This window comes from Pantoea sp. X-Soil-TKNS-1279 (assembly GCF_059730565.1).
Genome location: NZ_AP035952.1, coordinates 158,222 through 174,225, shown reverse-complemented (window position 1 = coordinate 174,225; position 16,004 = coordinate 158,222). Strand labels below are relative to the sequence as shown.

Genomic DNA, 16,004 nt, shown 5'->3' with positions numbered 1-16,004 from the left:
ATATAACAAAGGGAGGAAAGGGGTGGCAAACTTAGAAAAGATTGCGCGAGGTATTGCAGAGCAACTGGAAGAGTTAGGTTATTACAAAGGTGTGCAGCAGGTCAGGGTTGATATCGCTAAGGCAATGGAGAAGGAAGGCTATGATCGTGAAACCATTATCGCACTGACAGGCGTTAGTGAGGACGATTTATCGGGACCAGAAAAGTAGTTGTGTGGGTTGGGTGTTGCACTTATTTCCGATGAAGGGTGTAAGCGCAACATACCAACCCGGTGTAAACCTGGCGTATTAACTTACATTATTTCGCCATTGAGTCTTCATCGCAGTCATCTGCGACTTTGCCTACAGCTTCTGGCAATTCGATGGTAATACGACTGTTGCCCGATAACCACAGACGGTTGCGATAGCCGCTATACACCGTCCTCATTTGTACATCTCTCTTCGCATCCAGCTTTTCTCCGGCCCTGAACGCATAGTTTCCGAACTGGTTATTGATAAAATCACTCAGAAATTTAGGCCAGCTATAACGACCTGTATTCTCTCCAGCTTCGAAGATTTTGGTTTCTGCCTGTCCAAAGGGCGGAGTCGCGGTCACTTTTATTTTAGAGTTTGGCGCGAGGTCTTTGAACGAACAGATATAGCTGCCGGTGGGGTTAATTCCCCGATAGTGAATAACACCGCTGTTGCATCCGGTTGAACAATCTGCAAAGTCATAAAAAGTGGGTATTAGTTCCACACTCATATTGCTGCCCTGTGGAATGAATTTGCTAGCAAGCGGAATAAATTTATCATCTTGTTGTTCACCGGCTTTCAGGTACAGAGAACGCTCGTTGATGGCGGTTGCCAATTGCAATGGCCATTGATACGGAGAGACCTTCTTGTCGACAGAATCACGCGGACTGACTGGAATGGATCCACGTTCGATTTCGATACCGTTTTCTTTCACGACCCAGGCTAAGGAAATGAATTTGTCATCTTTATTATCCTCCAGCACATCCTGACCGATCTGTCGGGCTTGTTTCCAGCCAGCAATCTCCTGGCCATCCAGTGTATCGCGATAGAGGGTACTACTCGTTGCGACGTACAGTGAGTTGCCCTGAATCATTGGCGCGCTGTCGATACCCCAGCGATACAGCATAATTTTAGTGTTTTGCCCGTCAGGCGAGAAAGCCAGGACACCGCTGCCATCTTCGCCACTGAAAGTGCGATAGCCCCATCCGGTTCTGGCATCAAACGTTGTCTGATGAATAAATTTTGTCCCTTCTGGTGCCAGAACATGCTATTAGTGCAACCATCAGCGGTAACTCCCCCAGCCAGGTTGATCGCTGGTGGCACCTTTCAACTTAATTTTATTGATTTTGCACTAATACGCATTCAGCCCATAGAGCATATTATTTTCGTCAATGACCGCATAGCTGGAGCATTCCTCAACAGCTTCAGGTCACCCGTCTGTCTTATGATACACAGCATAAATTAACTGATCATCACCCTGATACAGGAAGGTACTTTTACCGGGTAATGGAAAGCTTTCCACCGGGGAAAGCGCCGCATAACTGGCACTGATCCCTGTAAAAAACAATCCTGATGTCAGTATAGTGCGCGGAAGTGCGCGTTTATTTCTGCGGGGAGATAATAAATCGCACATGATGATGACCTCTGTTGTTATTTTATTTATTATTTATCCCGCAAATAAAACGGAGTAATAATTTTTCCGTGAGTTTTTCAGCAATCTTATGAAGGGGGGTATAAATTGCGCAGGGTCTCAGAGTTTTATTCGCTTGTGTCCTGAATAACGGATGACTCAGGTTTTGCTGCTGCTAGCCGTCGGGGTATATTCGGCATCGCTAAAGGGCCAGTTCGGTTGGGCTAACCCTTGCTCCCAGTCCACCGCCAGGGGTTTGCCTCGTTCCTCCTTCAGCTTATCGAAGATATTTTGCCAGTTCTTTTTGTACATCAGCTGGAAATTGTTGAATGCCAGCGACAGAAAATTCTGTTCATCGGTCGGTTCTACAGGATCTTTTCCGCTGGCGTCTTCTTCGTCCGGCGTTGGCACCAGCGCAATCAACCAGTCTTCCATTTCTGATATCGACGGAGGTTGCAAAATTTCTTTATCCTCCTCGGCCGGTAACATCAATTGGTAGAGCAGGGCGAGATCTGCGGCGAATTGCTTACACATCTTCTGCGGGTCTTTGTCGTAGGCGAGGATAAAGTCCCCGGCGGCGATAGCCTGCGCATAACGTTGCAAAAATTTTTCTTTGGCATTCACGGTGGGGGCTGGCGTCTCTTCGTTTTCCTGAAAAACCTGACCGCTCGGTTGGGATGACAGACGCTGTATCATCATCGCATCCAGTGATGACGAGGTCACCGCAGATGATGAGCGCAGGGCATAAGCCGAAAACAGTTCAATGCTGCTCATAGCCTTATTTCCTGAACGTAATGCAAAAGTTTGTTAAGTGTCAGGCAGACACGCAGCGATACCGTCAGCGGTACTCGCGTGTCGCAGGAAAGGGGTGGCAACGCCAGCCTGCCAGCCTGTGTCATTTCAGTAGATGCGTTAAACGCCTGGCAGAGCGCCAGCCAGCCACGTTCACACAATAGCGCTTCGTTTAACGACGTTCCGACATCCGTGGCCAGGATGGGGAAGCATTGTAGGGACAAGGCGGTGATATAGCTGAGGTCACTGACCTGATACAACGACTGCAAACGTTGCCTATGTACTGCACCGATCAGGCCCAGGCTGCCCGCCAGCAGGCTCAGTCGGGGGAGTTGCCCCCAGCAGGCGATGAGATCGCTGCCGGGGGCGCTGGTGAGCGCATCAGGGTGAGGTAGCCTGAACTGATGATGTAAACTCAGCAGCCGATTTTGCTGTAGCCGGTTCAGTCCGGCGTACTCCTGAGGTCGACGCAGCGGGTGCAACCAGTTGCTGATATCTCCCAGCTGACATAGTTGCTTATGCAATCTGGTTTGCACGGGATGCCCTCCGTCTGTGTAGCCAAATCCCCGCGATAATTAGCAAGCCCGTCATGAGTAGCATCCCCACGCCAATCATGATGATGGCACTGGTGCCAGAGGGTTCCGCCGGATGCGAGGAGGGATGTGGCGGCTCCTGTTTAGCGAACAGCACCACGGTAATGTCTTCCAGCTTGACGTCAGGAAAGCTGTTCAAAATAAATAAACGGATCTTATTGGCGAAGATGGTGGCGTCATCCAGAGGTCGATGGAGCATCAGTACCGAAATACGTTTATCTGATGGATGGGCCAGGCGCGTCTCATCCTCCAGCGGATAAGTGATATGCACCCGTACCTCCACCGCTTCATCCAACCTGAGTAGCGATTGCTGCAACTTTTGCTCAATCGCGGAGATCAGGCGCGCCTTCTCAGCCCGTGGCGAAGCGACTAAGGCATCGGTGGGGAAAAAACGGTCGATCTCAACGTCATCGTGTGAAGGGAGGCGATAGTCGGCAATGACGGCAATCGCCTGCTTCATGTGCTGTTGATCGACCAGTACATTAAACATTTTTTTCTCACCGTGCACTTTGGTCGCCGGGATCTGGTTACGATCCAGTAATGCAATGACCTCATTCGCCTGGCGCTCGCTTAATCCACTCAACACCTCATCGCGACAAGCGGTGAGCAGTAACATCAGCAAGGCCAAAAGGCAGACTTTACCCGTAGCAAACAGTTTCATCAGGCTTTAACCAGCGTTTCAATCCCTCGGTTCACTTCACGCGCGAAGGCCAGTAGCGTCTCGGTGTGAATTTTATGATCGCCCAGCAGGGCCAGAGATTTCAGCATCTCGCCAGGCGAATTGTTGGTCACCGCGTTATCCATCGCTGTAGTGCCTGCTGTACGCAATTGTTGATTCTCCGTAATCATCTGACTCATGGCGGCAATCATCCGTTGGTCCAGTGAGACTTCGACATCATGGTTGAGTGCGCCAGCCATGTCCGGCAGGGCGAAAAGATGAATTTGCGCCATGTTATTTAATCTTCTGAGTCGCTTCGCTTTGCAGGGCGACCAGCGCACTGATCAGGCTACCCACCCCGCGGGTAAGGTTGCCGAGGTCACCCTGGGCAGCCTGCATTTTGAGCGTAAGTTTTGGATCGGTAGGGGTTTCTTCCCAGTCCGCAGTTGCTGTACCCAGCGCTTCATGGGCTGCCTTAAGTTTTTCTTCGAATACACCATATAGGTGTAAAAAGCTACCGCTGAGCGGTTTTGTCTCTGTCGGTGTATCAGTGAAGATTGAGCTCATTTCACTTTCCTTATAGTGGTTGCTTTAAAACAGGACGGAAGATGTGATTTTTCCGGTCCCAGATAAGGTCATCCTGACCACGCTGAAGCACCGCGCGTGGCGTATCGCTGGTGTCAGGTAACTGAATAGAGACATGCACGCGCTGCTTTCCCCAGCGCAGGTAGAACGCGCTCAGGCGTTTGTTCAGAAAATCGAGCGCCTCCGGGGCCAGCGCCTGGCGTACAGCAACATAAATCCCTTCGGCGGTGGTTTCCTGATAATACTGAATGCCGGTTTGGGCAAAGAGCAGCTGCAATTCGCGCTGCATCTCCTGCACTGAATGCGGATGGATAATTACCGTACCCATCTGGGGCCAGGATTGCTGGAGTACTTGTGTTGCGCGTTGTACCGCATCCTTTTGCCCATCGGTCAGCAAGCGCAACACCACTTTGTTTTGCTCGTTTTGGCTGAGGGTGAGCCACAGAATACCGGCCTCTGAAAGCCGTCGCTGGATTACCTTGCGCACCTTGGGCGTGAGCTGAAAACTGCTGCTGGCCTGAGGCGACTTCTCCTGCGAGGTTGAAGGCACAACATAATAAAAAACAGCGGATAACACGCAGATCATCAGCATGCAAACCAGCATAACAAGCTTCAATGGAGAGACAGTCCCAGTGCGGGTGGTGTGTTTTACCGGTTTGTCATCCACATCGACTGGTGTCTCAGTGCCCGAGTCACGGTTAAGTGACCAGTTCTCCTGTTGTGGCTTCAGCGCAAAACTGAGGCCACCGAAGTCTGTTTTTTGTTGAGGTGTGAGTAGTTGAAAAGACGTTGGCTCGTCCTGCCAGCCATAGCGGCAGTCCTGTACGCTTTCTCCGAGTTCCAGTTGCATGTGTCGTGCATTTTCGTCGCCATACACCGGAATGAAAATAACATTGTCACCGGCGACTTTCACATTATTGGCTACCCGGATTTGTTCGGGCTCATTATTTTGGTTGTATAGATAAAGGTGCCACAATCCACTGTTCAACATCATATCAAAACCACTCAGTGGACCATTTAGAATTTTTAGTGAAAACATGATAAACCCAAGGTTAACAATACGGTTCCACGCCGTGGAAGAATGAAATTGATTTCTGGTATTTTATGGATATATGCCAATTATGAAAGCCAATAAAAGGTAAATAGAATGCATTTTTTAGCGGCTTTTGGTGCTTACTTGTTGTTATGTAAGTGCTTAATTTCTATTTTTCATATGTAAGGTGAAGTATTTATCAGATTTAAATCATCCTTTTCAGAAGATTATCAAATCTGCCTGCATGGTTTTATTGGACGCTTATCGGTAATATTAAGCTATATTCTTGTGTCGAAAATAAATTAATTGGCTGGGAAGGATTGGATGATCTTATATGCCAGATTGGCTGTGGATGAATTATTTTCATATCACTATAGCTTGTTATCGGTGGCCATATTGATATTACGTGAACACGTAACTATTAGCATTAATATGCTCCCGGACGAAAGCAGTTGCCGCATAGTGTTAGACGTCATCGAACCAGAACAAAAGGGTGCCAAATGTCAGGCGTTATTGCGCTGGCTGGCACAACAAATGTCAGGAAACTTGATCATGGAAGAGGGGGCCGGGTGAGTAACACAGGACGACACCAATGGAATACGGCACTCAACCGGGCATGGGCGGAATTTTACCTCCTGCCGGTCAGCCTGATGCTGTTATTTATGACTTTTTCTGCACCGGCAAAGGAACCGGCGTTGCTGACGTTGCAGAAACAACCGGTGACGGTCTACTTTCAGGCGCTGTCAGCACTACTGGAAAGACCCGTCATCCTCAGTACCGCCAGCAAAAAAATGGAGGTGTCGGGTCAGTTTGACCTGACTGATTCGATGCTTGCGTTAAAAGTCTTCTGCCATGATATGGGGTTGATTTGGTATTTCGATGGTCTGGCGATTTACGTTTATCGCCAGGATGAACTGACCAGTGCGCTGGTGCGCCTGGAGCATATGAGTGTCGAGGGGTTGGTGCGCTCGCTGCGCGATGCCGGGTTATATGATGAAACCTATCCATTAAAAGCGCGTCCCGACGCCCATTCATTTTACCTTGCCGGGCCACCCAAATATGTCCAGTTGGTGACGCAAACCGCAGCACTGCTGGATAAACAACAGCAATTGGCGCAAGAAGATCGGGGCGGTGTCACCGCGACGGTTGCCGTGGTGCGGGTACGTTATCGTCCTATCTTTGCCCGTACCCTGACGCTGCGCGGTGAAAAAGTCACGGAACCCGGTTTAATTGATACGCTACGGGCGTTATGGACAGGGGCAGATCGTTTGACGCTTACTGCCAGCCGTGAGGCCGGGCAACCGCCTTCTCTGCTACCACCGGTCCTGGAAGAGGCGACGCCGGCGGTTGAAGGAGAAACGGTCGCGTTAACTGCCCCGCAGTCATCTGGTCAGCAGTTATGGATCCTTGGCGACAACGATAGCAACAGCGTCATTCTGCGTGGTGATCCTACCCAAATCCGCGATGCGCGTTACCTGATACGGCAACTGGATAATCCCCGCCAGCAGGTGCAGCTTGGCCTGCAAATCATCGATGTCAAAGAAAGCGAGGTCGAGCGGCTGGGAATTAAGTGGTCGGGCAGCTTCACCGATGGCAGCCTGACAGGCGAAATCAACCCAATTGGTGCAGCGAAAACCCTGGTACCAACCAGCGCGATTTTGGCGCGCATCCACGCGCTGACCGAGAAGTCACAGGCACGGATTATCTCGCGTCCGATGGTGCTGACTCAGGATAATGTCACCGCCTATTTTGACAACAGCCACTCCTTTTACATCAAGCTGGAAGCCGAGCGTTTTGTCGATCTGAAAACCATCACCTATGGCACGCTGATATCTGTCACTCCGCGCATTATCACCGCGATTGGGCAACTGCCGAAGGTGGAAATGCAACTGACGGTGGAGGACGGCAGCAGTGATGCCGCCGCTGATGTGAATAATCAGCAAGTCAGTCAGACACGTATCGAAACTGTGGCACGCGTCCCCTCCGGCGACAGTCTATTGATTGGCGGTTATACCCGCAGCGAGCGGGTTGATGACCGTAACAGCATTCCGTTACTGAGTCGTATCCCGTTGGTGGGCGCCTTGTTCCGCTATCAGGAGCCGCGCAGCACCAATGTGGTGCGATTGTTTCTGATTGAACCGCGCGTCCTGAGCGAACCGGACAGCTCGGTTACCCGTCTGGAAGAGTGGCTACAGCGCACTCGTCAGGAAACTGATCGGAGCCTGCCATGAGTAGCCCGATTAGCAGCCAATATGGCTTTGTCGAAGTCAGTAGCGATCGTGCGGGAAGCCGGAAGGATGTGCCTGACAAAATCACTGAGATATCAGCGTTTCCAAATTTGATGGAACAGATTGGCATTTCTGATGATTTAGGCCTGATGCGGCCGATGTTCGGTCTGCCAGGCATGGCGAAAGCCGTCAGCGCTGAGAATATTAACAGCAAAGTGGAACTGGATGTTGAGGGTAACGCCTCTTCGCTGGTGCCTGACATTCAGCCGGTCACCCGTGCCAGCGAGCTGCTGCTGATGTTGCGCCAGCGTTATAGCGATGCCACTGATATTTTGCTGATTCTAAAAGCCTTACTGGCTAACGCCAGCAACTGGTTGTTGGATCGGCTGTTATTGCAGGAAACCTTGGATCTGCTGGAGGCTGAGGCCAGCGAAGAGGAGCGCCAGGCGATGTGGGCCGGGGCGAATACCCATGCCCTCACACAGCAGTACGCCAGAATGACGCGTTTTACCCCGCAACAACTGCGGCGCTGGTATCGGGTATGGCTGAGTTGGTCAGAAGATGACGAAGATGGTTTCTTTTGGGCCATGACGGATGAGGCCGAGCTCGACAGTCTTGGCTCCCTGTTTCACTATATATCGCGGGCTTTACGTCACGATATGAATGCCTTGCGACCGAGCACGCAACCCGCACACCTGAGTACACTACAGAACAAAATCTTCGCCATGTCACGTTTTTCTACCCTGCTGCAACGTGTCTGTGAGTTATCCCCGGCCGGACAGTCGGCTTCAGAACAGGCAGCATCCACTCTGGCTGACCCGGTAGTCCATTTTCTCCGCACTATCCTTGCACAGCCTGTGACATTTTTACCGCAATGGCGAACGTTACAGTGTCACGAACTGTTAAATGATCATTCCCGCCAAACGCGCTTTTTACGTGAGTTGCGTGCCGCGTTGGTGGAATTGCCCGACTTGTTCTTTAAAGAGCAGAGTGATCGGGCACGGCTGGATGCAAAAATCGTTCAGGAACTTAGCGAGCGTTGGCAGGGACAAGGGACAGGGCAACATGATGTGGGATGTTGAAGAGAACGGATTGTTAGGATCGTGGCATGAATTGGAGCCTGGCGCGGGCATCGAGCTTGATATAGGGGGCATCACCGTCTATCTCCATCGTCGGCAACATGGTTGTGAGATATTGCTGCTGTTAGCTGAGGTGCCGTTTTCAGCGGCGCTGATTAGCCTGGTTGAGCGTGAGTATCCTGGTTATCTGCTGCTACTGCTTCGCGAGAAATGTTATCTACATCGCGCTTATGAGGAACTGACCAACCAGATTTTGCGCGACCTCCACGCGGTTACCGCACAGCTAAAGGAGTGGCTGCATGCTGAGTAAACTGGGTCTGTCTGCGTTGATTAAACCGGAACTGGCCATCGTCATTCTGATTGGCACGGTGATTGCCATGTTGATCATCCCGTTGCCACCCCGGCTGATTGATTTTCTGATTGGTCTGAATATCGCCCTGGCGCTGTTGATTTTCCTCAGCTCACTCTATGTCAATGATCTGATCCAGTTCTCCACCTTTCCGGCGGTATTGCTGATCAGCACGTTATTCCGGCTTGCGCTCTCTATCAGCACCAGTCGACTCATTTTATTAGACGGATATGCCGGTGAGGTGGTGTCCACCTTTGGTCAGTTCGTGATTGGCGGCAGCCTCGCGGTGGGGGTGGTGATTTTCTTCATTGTCACCATCGTGCAATTCATCGTGATTACTAAAGGTTCGGAGCGTGTGGCGGAAGTCTGTGCGCGTTTCTCGTTGGACGGCATGCCCGGTAAACAGATGAGTATCGATGGTGATCTGAAGGCCAACAGCCTGACGGCTGAACAGGCTACGGTTAAAAGAAAACGCCTCGAGCAGGAGAGTCAGTTATTCGGTTCGATGGATGGCGCGATGCGCTTTGTAAAAGGCGATGCTATTGCCGGTCTGCTCATCATCCTGGTCAACTTTATTGGCGGCATTTTAATTGCGCAGCACTCCTACGGCATGAGTTTCTCCGAAGCGCTGGACATCTATACCATGCTGACTATTGGTGACGGACTGGTGGCGCAGATACCGGCACTGCTGATCTCGATTGGCGCTGGATTTGTGGTCACGCGCGTCAATGATGATAACAAGAACCTCGGTGCCAGCATTGTTCTACAACTTTTCAGCAACCCTTTTGTATTGGGTGGCGCTGCGGTGATGGTACTGATTGTTGGATTGCTACCAGGTTTTCCACTGATGGTCTTCGGCTCACTGGCTGCGATGCTGGGGATAGTGGTAGTGATAAAACGGGATGGTAAATTCAAGGCGCAATTAGTGACTTCGCTCCAGCGGGTCGGTCTGATGCGTACTGCTGAGGAGATCCTGGCGGCTGAGGAAGCCGCGGCGAAAGGCGAGGAACAAGCCGATGGGCAACTGTTTCCTGAAACCATTCCGGTGATGTTGGTGATGGCGCCACAAACCCACCAGTGGCTCAATCAACCTGATGATATGACGTGGTTTCAACAATCGTTTTTTCTGGAGTTTGGCATTCCCTTACCACGAACTGAGCTTCTGGCGAAAGAGGGAATTCCTGAGGGAGTTGTGAAATTACTGATTCATGAAATTGATGTTGACCAGATTGAGGTATTGCCAGGTCAGCGTCGCATCATGGCGGTTGATCAATTAGCCATGCTGGAATCATTGCATATCCCCCTGAGGCGTCTGGAACGCACGCCGCCACAATATTGGTGCGACGAAAACTATGCCAGCCAGTTAGCCCCCCTCAATATTCAAAGTCGCAGTGCTCGTGAGGAAATATACCGCCTGATGTCCCGCGCGCTGAGCCGTCTGGTTAATGAATATTTTGGTATTCAGGATACCAAAGAAATGCTGGATAAAATTGACAGTAAATCACCTGAGCTAATGAAAGAAGTGTATCGCAACTCCACTGTTCAGAGAGTTTCAGAAATTTTTCAACGTTTAATCAGTGAAGGAATCTCCCTCAGGAATAATAAGATAATTCTTGAGACGATCGCTCAACATGCGGGCAAAGAGAAAGACAATTTGGCGTTGACCGAATTAGTTCGGGGGCGTCTGGCACGTTATATCTCAAACAAATATCAGAGTCGTGGCTTTATTCGCTGTGTGATGATGACCCAGGGCGTAGAAGAGGAAATTCGCAGCAATATCAAGACCAGCGGCTCCGGCAGTTCGATCAATATGGAGCCTGGGCAAATGGATGAGATTTTTTCGCTGTTTTCCAATGCTATTGCCGAAACAGCCTTTGCCGCAGATGAGCTGGTCATTATGTGTAGCATGGATATTCGCCGTTTTGTGAAGAAACTGTTGGAAAATAAATTCACCGATCTTGATGTGCTGTCATGGCAAGAAATTTCAGATCACAGTCAACTGCAAATTGTTGCCACGGTATAGGTTGTCATCCGGTTAATAAGGTCGCGCGATACATCGCGCCGCTGCAAAATAAGTGCGGGTTTTCGCTCTGCCGATATTTGTGGTTGCTCTAAGGAAAGTGCGACCTGTTTCGGTCAGATCTCTCTTAAATGAAAAACGGCATGTCCTGTAGCGGTGCGATTTATCACGCGATGTAACCATCTAAAGCGTTACGCCATTGCTGTCGATGGCAGTCCGGATTACGCAGGGTGAAAAGGAGAAAAAAGTGACAAACCCGAACGTCGCAAACCCGATGATTAATAACGCGGGTGCGGTAGCCTGCGCGGAAGACACAGGTGACCTTGCCCAATGTCTGGCCGATCGCCTGGTGCAGAGTAAGCAAGAGGCTGTCGATCGCAGCAAGAAACGCTATAAAACCCAGGACGAAGGGATTGATTTTATGCAATATCAACCCCAGCAGTCGATATCGTCACAACCGTTACAACCGGCATTATCCAGGGTGATGATGCAGTTAACGGTCTTAAATGGCTCAGCCACGCGACCTGAAGCCGATTCCTCACCACATACTGCCAGTGACAAACCAACGCTGACTCCCTTACCGGCACGGGTAGTTAAAACCACCGACATGCCGCCAGATATTAAGTCTGCGGTGCAGAGGGTAAACCAACCCCGTGGCCCCTATGAGCCGTCGACAGTGTCACCTGCCAACTCGGTCCATTCTCCTGTGGCAGCGGTAACGGAAAACTCAGCGGGCATCGTCACCTTGCGCAGGGGGGTTGATGAAGCCGCAGAGAAGATAGCCGATGCTGACCTTGGGGTGCTGCGTGTTATCGGTATGCAACCAAACTCGCCGCCAACCCACGCTGAACAGTTAAAGCCAGCGGATGCCGCGTTGCCGGGCGCGCAGCGTTCTGATGTGTCACCCGTGGCGGCAACAGACGATGTTCTCACCAGTGTGGTCGGAAAAACCATCGAGCTTGATTTACAGGCCGAGCAGGTAGTGCTGCGTTACGCCGTAAATGATCAGACATCAGCCAGACTTCAGGTGGCGGAGCAGGCGATTATGCCGTCCAGCAGCGATGTTCGACTCAATACTATGTTGGTTGGTCAACAATCGCTGACGACCTATGACCCCAGTTGGACATTACATGGCATCAGACAGGCCAAACCCTTTTATCTTGGCAGTGCCAGCGGCCAGGAGCGTGTGAACCAAACTGATGGTACATGGGATGAACGTGACCAATAAAATGCCGAAGTCACCTGTCATTCCGGCAATGACCAAAACGGCTCATCACTTGCTGTATCGTCAGCGATGTTCGCGCGGCGACATGCCACAAGGTGAGGGAGATATCCTGCAACTACAAGGCAAGGACCGGGATGCCCCTTTATATCTGTTTGTACCGGTACGAGGTATGGCAGAACGGGTGTTTGCACCCAACGCGCCACCCGATTCTGTATTGATGAAAAAAGAGTTGCGTCAAGCATTGCTGGCGCAATACCTCGAAATGCATGGATTAGAACTGTCGGGTAATGTCTGGCACGCATCACAAATTCGTCTGTTGACGCAAGCTGAAGCCTCGGCGGCGGACCTGACCGACTGGTGTTATGGCGTCTCCTCCAGCTTTGGGCCATTGGCGCTCTGTCTGGATAACCATCCCAGTATCAAGGTTCCGGCGATCCCGCCACGACGCCAAAGAGATAACTATCCGGCGTGGCATCTGCCATTGCAATGTCGGGTGGGATGGAGCGTGATGCCGCTCAGCCAGTTACGTGAACTGAAAACCGGCGATGTAGTGCTGCTCACCCATCGCCAGCAATATCTGACACTAACCGGACGTTTTTTTGGCCAATGGAAATTTGATGAAAAAGGAATCGTTATGGAACGAATGGACCCTGATGAAAACTGGATGTTCGAAGATGACGATGAGGATATGGTCGATGATGAGGACGAAGATGAATATGACGAGGATGACGACGAATTTGGTTTAGCGGCGGAGAAAGTCGATGCTGTTGAACTGGCGTTAAGTGATGTTGAAGTGACGCTGGAGATGACACTCGGAAAAGCCGGGTTACCGCTGTCGCAGGCCATGGCATTACAGGCCGGGGACTTTGTCCCGCTGACCAGCGGCGGTTTGAAAGCGAGCCGTCTGCGTCTCGGCAACCAGACGCTGGCAAAAGGTGAACTGGTTGAAGTTGACGGGCGACTAGGCCTGATTCTTAACCATATCTATTTTCGTGCCGCAGGACAGCCCTGAATCATGAATGAAGCGGCACTGATATTAACCTTGTCACTGGCGGCTACGCTACCATTTCTGATCGCCGGTGGTACCTGTTTTATCAAATTCAGCATTGTTTTTGCGTTGGTACGCAATGCATTAGGCATTCAGCAGATACCCAGCAACCTGACACTCAACGGCCTGGCATTGATTCTCACGTTGTTTGTTATGGTGCCGGTTGTGAAGCCGATTATCGCCTGGCTCGATGAACATCCCGTCAGTTACAGCGATCCCGCCTCGATGCAGGGGTTGATGAATGAGGGCACGCAAAGTTATCGCGCTTATCTGACCAAATTTGCTGACCCGGCGCTGACCAGCTATTTCACAACCATCTGGCAGAAACGAGATAAAGGCGCACCCCAGGTGGCAGAAGGTTATCAGGACCCGCCTGAGCCATCGGTGTTCGCGCTGTTGCCTGCTTATGCGTTAACCGAAATTAAAGATGCGTTTGAAATTGGTTTCTATATCTATCTGCCCTTTATCGTTATCGATATTTTGGTCTCCAACATTCTGCTGGCGCTCGGCATGATGATGATGAGTCCGGTCACCATATCGTTACCGATTAAATTGGTGTTATTCGTTGCCGTTGACGGCTGGGCGAAAGTGGTGCAGGGCACGCTGACCAAATATCTGGAGTTGTGATGGGTGAAATCGGTTATGTCAGTAATAAAGCCATCTGGTTGATCCTTGTACTCTCCGCGTGGCCGGTGATTGTTGCCACGCTGGTGGGGTTACTGGTTGCGGTGATTCAGACCGTAACGCAAATTCAGGAACAGACCTTATCTTTTGGCATCAAGCTGATTGCCGTATCGATATGCTTGTTTCAACTGTCAGGTTGGATGGCACAGGTAATAATGAATTATGCCAACGAGTTATTCACCATGATCAGCCGTAGTTAACAGGTAATAAAATGCTGGAAGGACTCTATGCGCTGGCGGTGTTTTATATTCGGGTATTGCCGATGTTCCTGGTGATCCCGCTGTTTCAGGGTAACTGGCTCACGCATAGCATGATTAAAAGCTGTTTGATCGTGATGCTGGGTTTGGCGTTTATCCCACATATTCAACCGGCCTTGCCTGGCATTGAAAATCATCTGGTGCGCACGGCATTAACAGAAGTGACCCTCGGTTTACTGATCGCATTTCCGATCGGCTTACCGTTCTGGGTTGCCAATGTGGCCGGGCAATTTATTGATAACCAGCGTGGGGCAACCATCAGTAGCACCTTTGATCCCAATAGCGGTGTGGATTCATCTACGCTGGCCAGTTGGTTCAATTTCTACTGTTGCGTGGTTTTTGTGGCGGGTAATGGGTTTATTCATCTGTGCAATCTGCTACTGGAAAGTTATGCATTGTTTCCTCCCGGCCAGCCAGTAGATTTCTCATTAATGAAGATCGCCAGCTTTATTACGTTACTGGACCTGTCAATTCTTAAAGGCATCATATTGGTATCGCCGGTGCTGATTACCCTGTTTCTGACTGACATGATACTGGCGGTGCTGTATCGCTACACTCCGCAACTTAACCCTTTTATGTTGTCATTATCACTGAAAAGCCTGATCGCCTTTGCTGTGCTGCTGCTATTTTATAATCCGGTGTTTCATACCACTTTTCAGCAGTTGATTGATGAATTTATGCCGTTGCGGCATTATTTTTACCTACGATGAATCAGAGTAAAACCGAACTGCCGACGCTGAAAAAAAAGCGTGATGCCGCGAAACGTGGGCAGGTACTGAAAAGCCGTGATGTCACCACCACCATCAATCTGGTGGTGGTGATGACTTATCTGTTTTATTTTTTTAACGGCCTGGACGAGACGCTGCATTTTCTGCTGAATACGTTGCCCACGGTCAATCATATTAATCCCCATGACTGGTTCCGTGCTCTGATGATGGTGTTGGTGGAGCCAACGTTGGTGCTACTGGTCGTCACGCTGGTATCGTCGATTGTTCCCTCGCTGCTGCAAAGTCGTTTTGCTATCGCGACCCAGTCGCTGAAAATTGATTTCAAACGTATGGACCCGATAGCGGGATTCAAACGTATTTTTTCCCTGCGCACGTTCTTTAATACGCTGAAATCACTGTTATATGTTGCCGCTATCGCTGTGGTGAGTTGGCTGGGATATTATGCGGTGCTGCGTTCGCTGCTGTCAGGGGTAAATGCCACGACATTAAGGACCATCATCGCCTTATGTGAAACGGCGTTTCTGACCACATTGCTGGCGGTGTTATTGACTTGCGGGTTAATTGCAATTCTTGATTTTTTGCTGGAATATTTTCACTACATTAAAGAATTAATGATGACTCGCCAGGAGGTAAAAAAGGAGAACAGCGAGCAGAATGGAAAGCCGGAAATTAAAAATAAACGGCGTGAGCTGCATCAGGAGATATTAAATGAGGACATCAAAAAGAATGTCCGTGATTCACAAGTATTACTGGCCAACCCCACCCATATTGCCATAGGTATCTATTTCAACCTGACGTTATCACCTTATCCTTTTGTTTCGCTGGTGCAAAGTGGTGCTGCGGCGCAAGCCGTGCTGCACTACGCCAGCGAAATCGGCAAACCCATTTATCGCGATAAAAAGCTGGTCAGAGAGATGTTCAAAACGGTGAAACCGTATACGTTTTTGCACTGGCGCTGGTTTGACGCACTGCTGACGGCACTGCGTTGGCTGGAAGAAGTGGAAAAGCAGTACATCGTTCTGAATGGGGCAGAGAGTGAAACGGATAACCTGCCGAAAACGTAATATCGGGGGGTGGAAAAGGAA

Annotated in this window: 18 protein-coding genes; 11 read left to right on the top strand and 7 right to left on the bottom strand. The window is 50.3% G+C overall.

Annotated features, from left to right (window positions below):
* The first annotated feature begins 22 nt into the window (after positions 1–22).
* Positions 23–208, top strand: coding sequence for an Rpn/YhgA-type helix-turn-helix domain-containing protein (locus AC6I8N_RS26635; protein WP_497831603.1), 186 nt, complete (start codon positions 23–25; stop codon positions 206–208).
* Between the two features lie 88 nt (positions 209–296).
* On the opposite strand, the gene AC6I8N_RS26630 is transcribed toward AC6I8N_RS26635, so the two are convergent.
* The 7 genes from AC6I8N_RS26630 to AC6I8N_RS26600 form a co-directional block, all read right to left on the bottom strand.
* Positions 297–1,136, bottom strand: a complete 840-nt coding sequence (locus AC6I8N_RS26630; protein WP_497831602.1) for a hypothetical protein — start codon at positions 1,134–1,136, stop codon at positions 297–299.
* A 663-nt stretch (positions 1,137–1,799) separates the two neighbouring features.
* Positions 1,800–2,414, bottom strand: coding sequence for a hypothetical protein (locus AC6I8N_RS26625; RefSeq protein ID WP_497831601.1), 615 nt, complete (start codon positions 2,412–2,414; stop codon positions 1,800–1,802).
* Entirely contained in the window at positions 2,411–2,968 is a 558-nt protein-coding gene (locus tag AC6I8N_RS26620) for a hypothetical protein (protein WP_497831600.1), read from the bottom strand. The genes AC6I8N_RS26625 and AC6I8N_RS26620 overlap by 4 nt, the downstream gene beginning before the upstream one ends.
* A complete protein-coding gene (gene sctJ / locus AC6I8N_RS26615) occupies positions 2,949–3,686 on the bottom strand; it encodes a type III secretion system inner membrane ring lipoprotein SctJ (protein ID WP_497831599.1) in 738 nt (245 codons plus the stop codon). Before sctJ ends, AC6I8N_RS26620 begins: the two co-directional genes overlap by 20 nt.
* Positions 3,686–3,976, bottom strand: a complete 291-nt coding sequence (locus AC6I8N_RS26610; RefSeq protein ID WP_497831598.1) for a hypothetical protein — start codon at positions 3,974–3,976, stop codon at positions 3,686–3,688. Before AC6I8N_RS26610 ends, sctJ begins: the two co-directional genes overlap by 1 nt.
* Before the next feature lies 1 nt (position 3,977).
* Complete coding sequence (locus AC6I8N_RS26605) at positions 3,978–4,250, bottom strand: hypothetical protein (protein ID WP_497831597.1); 273 nt, start codon at positions 4,248–4,250, stop codon at positions 3,978–3,980.
* Positions 4,251–4,260: 10 nt separating this feature from the next.
* Complete coding sequence (locus AC6I8N_RS26600) at positions 4,261–5,307, bottom strand: PrgH/EprH family type III secretion apparatus protein (RefSeq protein ID WP_497831596.1); 1,047 nt, start codon at positions 5,305–5,307, stop codon at positions 4,261–4,263.
* Positions 5,308–5,870: 563 nt separating this feature from the next.
* Here AC6I8N_RS26600 and sctC point away from each other — a divergent pair.
* From sctC to AC6I8N_RS26550, 10 genes are all read left to right on the top strand, one after another.
* Positions 5,871–7,532 (top strand): type III secretion system outer membrane ring subunit SctC, encoded by a 1,662-nt coding sequence (sctC, locus tag AC6I8N_RS26595; RefSeq protein ID WP_497831595.1) that lies wholly within the window; start codon positions 5,871–5,873, stop codon positions 7,530–7,532.
* Positions 7,529–8,611 (top strand): HrpJ domain-containing protein, encoded by a 1,083-nt coding sequence (locus AC6I8N_RS26590; RefSeq protein WP_497831594.1) that lies wholly within the window; start codon positions 7,529–7,531, stop codon positions 8,609–8,611. Before sctC ends, AC6I8N_RS26590 begins: the two co-directional genes overlap by 4 nt.
* The gene (locus AC6I8N_RS26585; protein WP_497831593.1) at positions 8,595–8,918 is read left to right on the top strand and encodes a hypothetical protein; all 324 of its coding nucleotides are present in this window, start codon (positions 8,595–8,597) and stop codon (positions 8,916–8,918) included. Before AC6I8N_RS26590 ends, AC6I8N_RS26585 begins: the two co-directional genes overlap by 17 nt.
* Positions 8,908–10,980 carry an EscV/YscV/HrcV family type III secretion system export apparatus protein gene (locus AC6I8N_RS26580; RefSeq protein WP_497831592.1) on the top strand — a complete coding sequence of 691 codons (2,073 nt, stop codon included), beginning with the start codon at positions 8,908–8,910 and terminating at the stop codon, positions 10,978–10,980. Before AC6I8N_RS26585 ends, AC6I8N_RS26580 begins: the two co-directional genes overlap by 11 nt.
* Positions 10,981–11,224: 244 nt before the next feature.
* On the top strand, positions 11,225–12,205 hold the full coding sequence (locus AC6I8N_RS26575) for a hypothetical protein (protein WP_497831591.1): 981 nt from the start codon (positions 11,225–11,227) through the stop codon (positions 12,203–12,205).
* The gene (locus tag AC6I8N_RS26570) at positions 12,189–13,214 is read left to right on the top strand and encodes a FliM/FliN family flagellar motor switch protein (RefSeq protein ID WP_497831590.1); all 1,026 of its coding nucleotides are present in this window, start codon (positions 12,189–12,191) and stop codon (positions 13,212–13,214) included. Before AC6I8N_RS26575 ends, AC6I8N_RS26570 begins: the two co-directional genes overlap by 17 nt.
* 3 nt (positions 13,215–13,217) lie before the next feature.
* Positions 13,218–13,877: an EscR/YscR/HrcR family type III secretion system export apparatus protein gene (locus AC6I8N_RS26565; protein ID WP_497831589.1), complete on the top strand. Its 660-nt coding sequence runs from the start codon at positions 13,218–13,220 to the stop codon at positions 13,875–13,877.
* Positions 13,877–14,134 carry a type III secretion system export apparatus subunit SctS gene (sctS, locus tag AC6I8N_RS26560; protein ID WP_497831588.1) on the top strand — a complete coding sequence of 86 codons (258 nt, stop codon included), beginning with the start codon at positions 13,877–13,879 and terminating at the stop codon, positions 14,132–14,134. Before AC6I8N_RS26565 ends, sctS begins: the two co-directional genes overlap by 1 nt.
* An 11-nt stretch (positions 14,135–14,145) precedes the next feature.
* A complete protein-coding gene (gene sctT / locus AC6I8N_RS26555) occupies positions 14,146–14,901 on the top strand; it encodes a type III secretion system export apparatus subunit SctT (RefSeq protein ID WP_497831587.1) in 756 nt (251 codons plus the stop codon).
* Positions 14,898–15,983 carry an EscU/YscU/HrcU family type III secretion system export apparatus switch protein gene (locus tag AC6I8N_RS26550; protein ID WP_497831586.1) on the top strand — a complete coding sequence of 362 codons (1,086 nt, stop codon included), beginning with the start codon at positions 14,898–14,900 and terminating at the stop codon, positions 15,981–15,983. Before sctT ends, AC6I8N_RS26550 begins: the two co-directional genes overlap by 4 nt.
* Positions 15,984–16,004: the final 21 nt, after the last annotated feature.

Bases quoted from the DNA above. Each gene is read 5' to 3' on its own strand.
- AC6I8N_RS26630 (WP_497831602.1), bottom strand. From the start codon at position 1,136: ATGCTGTATCGCTGGGGTATCGACAGCGCGCCAATGATTCAGGGCAAC.
- AC6I8N_RS26625 (WP_497831601.1), bottom strand. From the start codon at position 2,414: ATGAGCAGCATTGAACTGTTTTCGGCTTATGCCCTGCGCTCATCATCT.
- sctJ (WP_497831599.1), bottom strand. From the start codon at position 3,686: ATGAAACTGTTTGCTACGGGTAAAGTCTGCCTTTTGGCCTTGCTGATG.
- AC6I8N_RS26610 (WP_497831598.1), bottom strand. From the start codon at position 3,976: ATGGCGCAAATTCATCTTTTCGCCCTGCCGGACATGGCTGGCGCACTC.
- AC6I8N_RS26605 (WP_497831597.1), bottom strand. From the start codon at position 4,250: ATGAGCTCAATCTTCACTGATACACCGACAGAGACAAAACCGCTCAGC.
- AC6I8N_RS26600 (WP_497831596.1), bottom strand. From the start codon at position 5,307: ATGTTTTCACTAAAAATTCTAAATGGTCCACTGAGTGGTTTTGATATG.
- AC6I8N_RS26590 (WP_497831594.1), top strand. From the start codon at position 7,529: ATGAGTAGCCCGATTAGCAGCCAATATGGCTTTGTCGAAGTCAGTAGC.
- AC6I8N_RS26585 (WP_497831593.1), top strand. From the start codon at position 8,595: ATGATGTGGGATGTTGAAGAGAACGGATTGTTAGGATCGTGGCATGAA.
- AC6I8N_RS26580 (WP_497831592.1), top strand. From the start codon at position 8,908: ATGCTGAGTAAACTGGGTCTGTCTGCGTTGATTAAACCGGAACTGGCC.
- AC6I8N_RS26570 (WP_497831590.1), top strand. From the start codon at position 12,189: ATGAACGTGACCAATAAAATGCCGAAGTCACCTGTCATTCCGGCAATG.
- AC6I8N_RS26565 (WP_497831589.1), top strand. From the start codon at position 13,218: ATGAATGAAGCGGCACTGATATTAACCTTGTCACTGGCGGCTACGCTA.
- sctS (WP_497831588.1), top strand. From the start codon at position 13,877: ATGGGTGAAATCGGTTATGTCAGTAATAAAGCCATCTGGTTGATCCTT.
- sctT (WP_497831587.1), top strand. From the start codon at position 14,146: ATGCTGGAAGGACTCTATGCGCTGGCGGTGTTTTATATTCGGGTATTG.
- AC6I8N_RS26550 (WP_497831586.1), top strand. From the start codon at position 14,898: ATGAATCAGAGTAAAACCGAACTGCCGACGCTGAAAAAAAAGCGTGAT.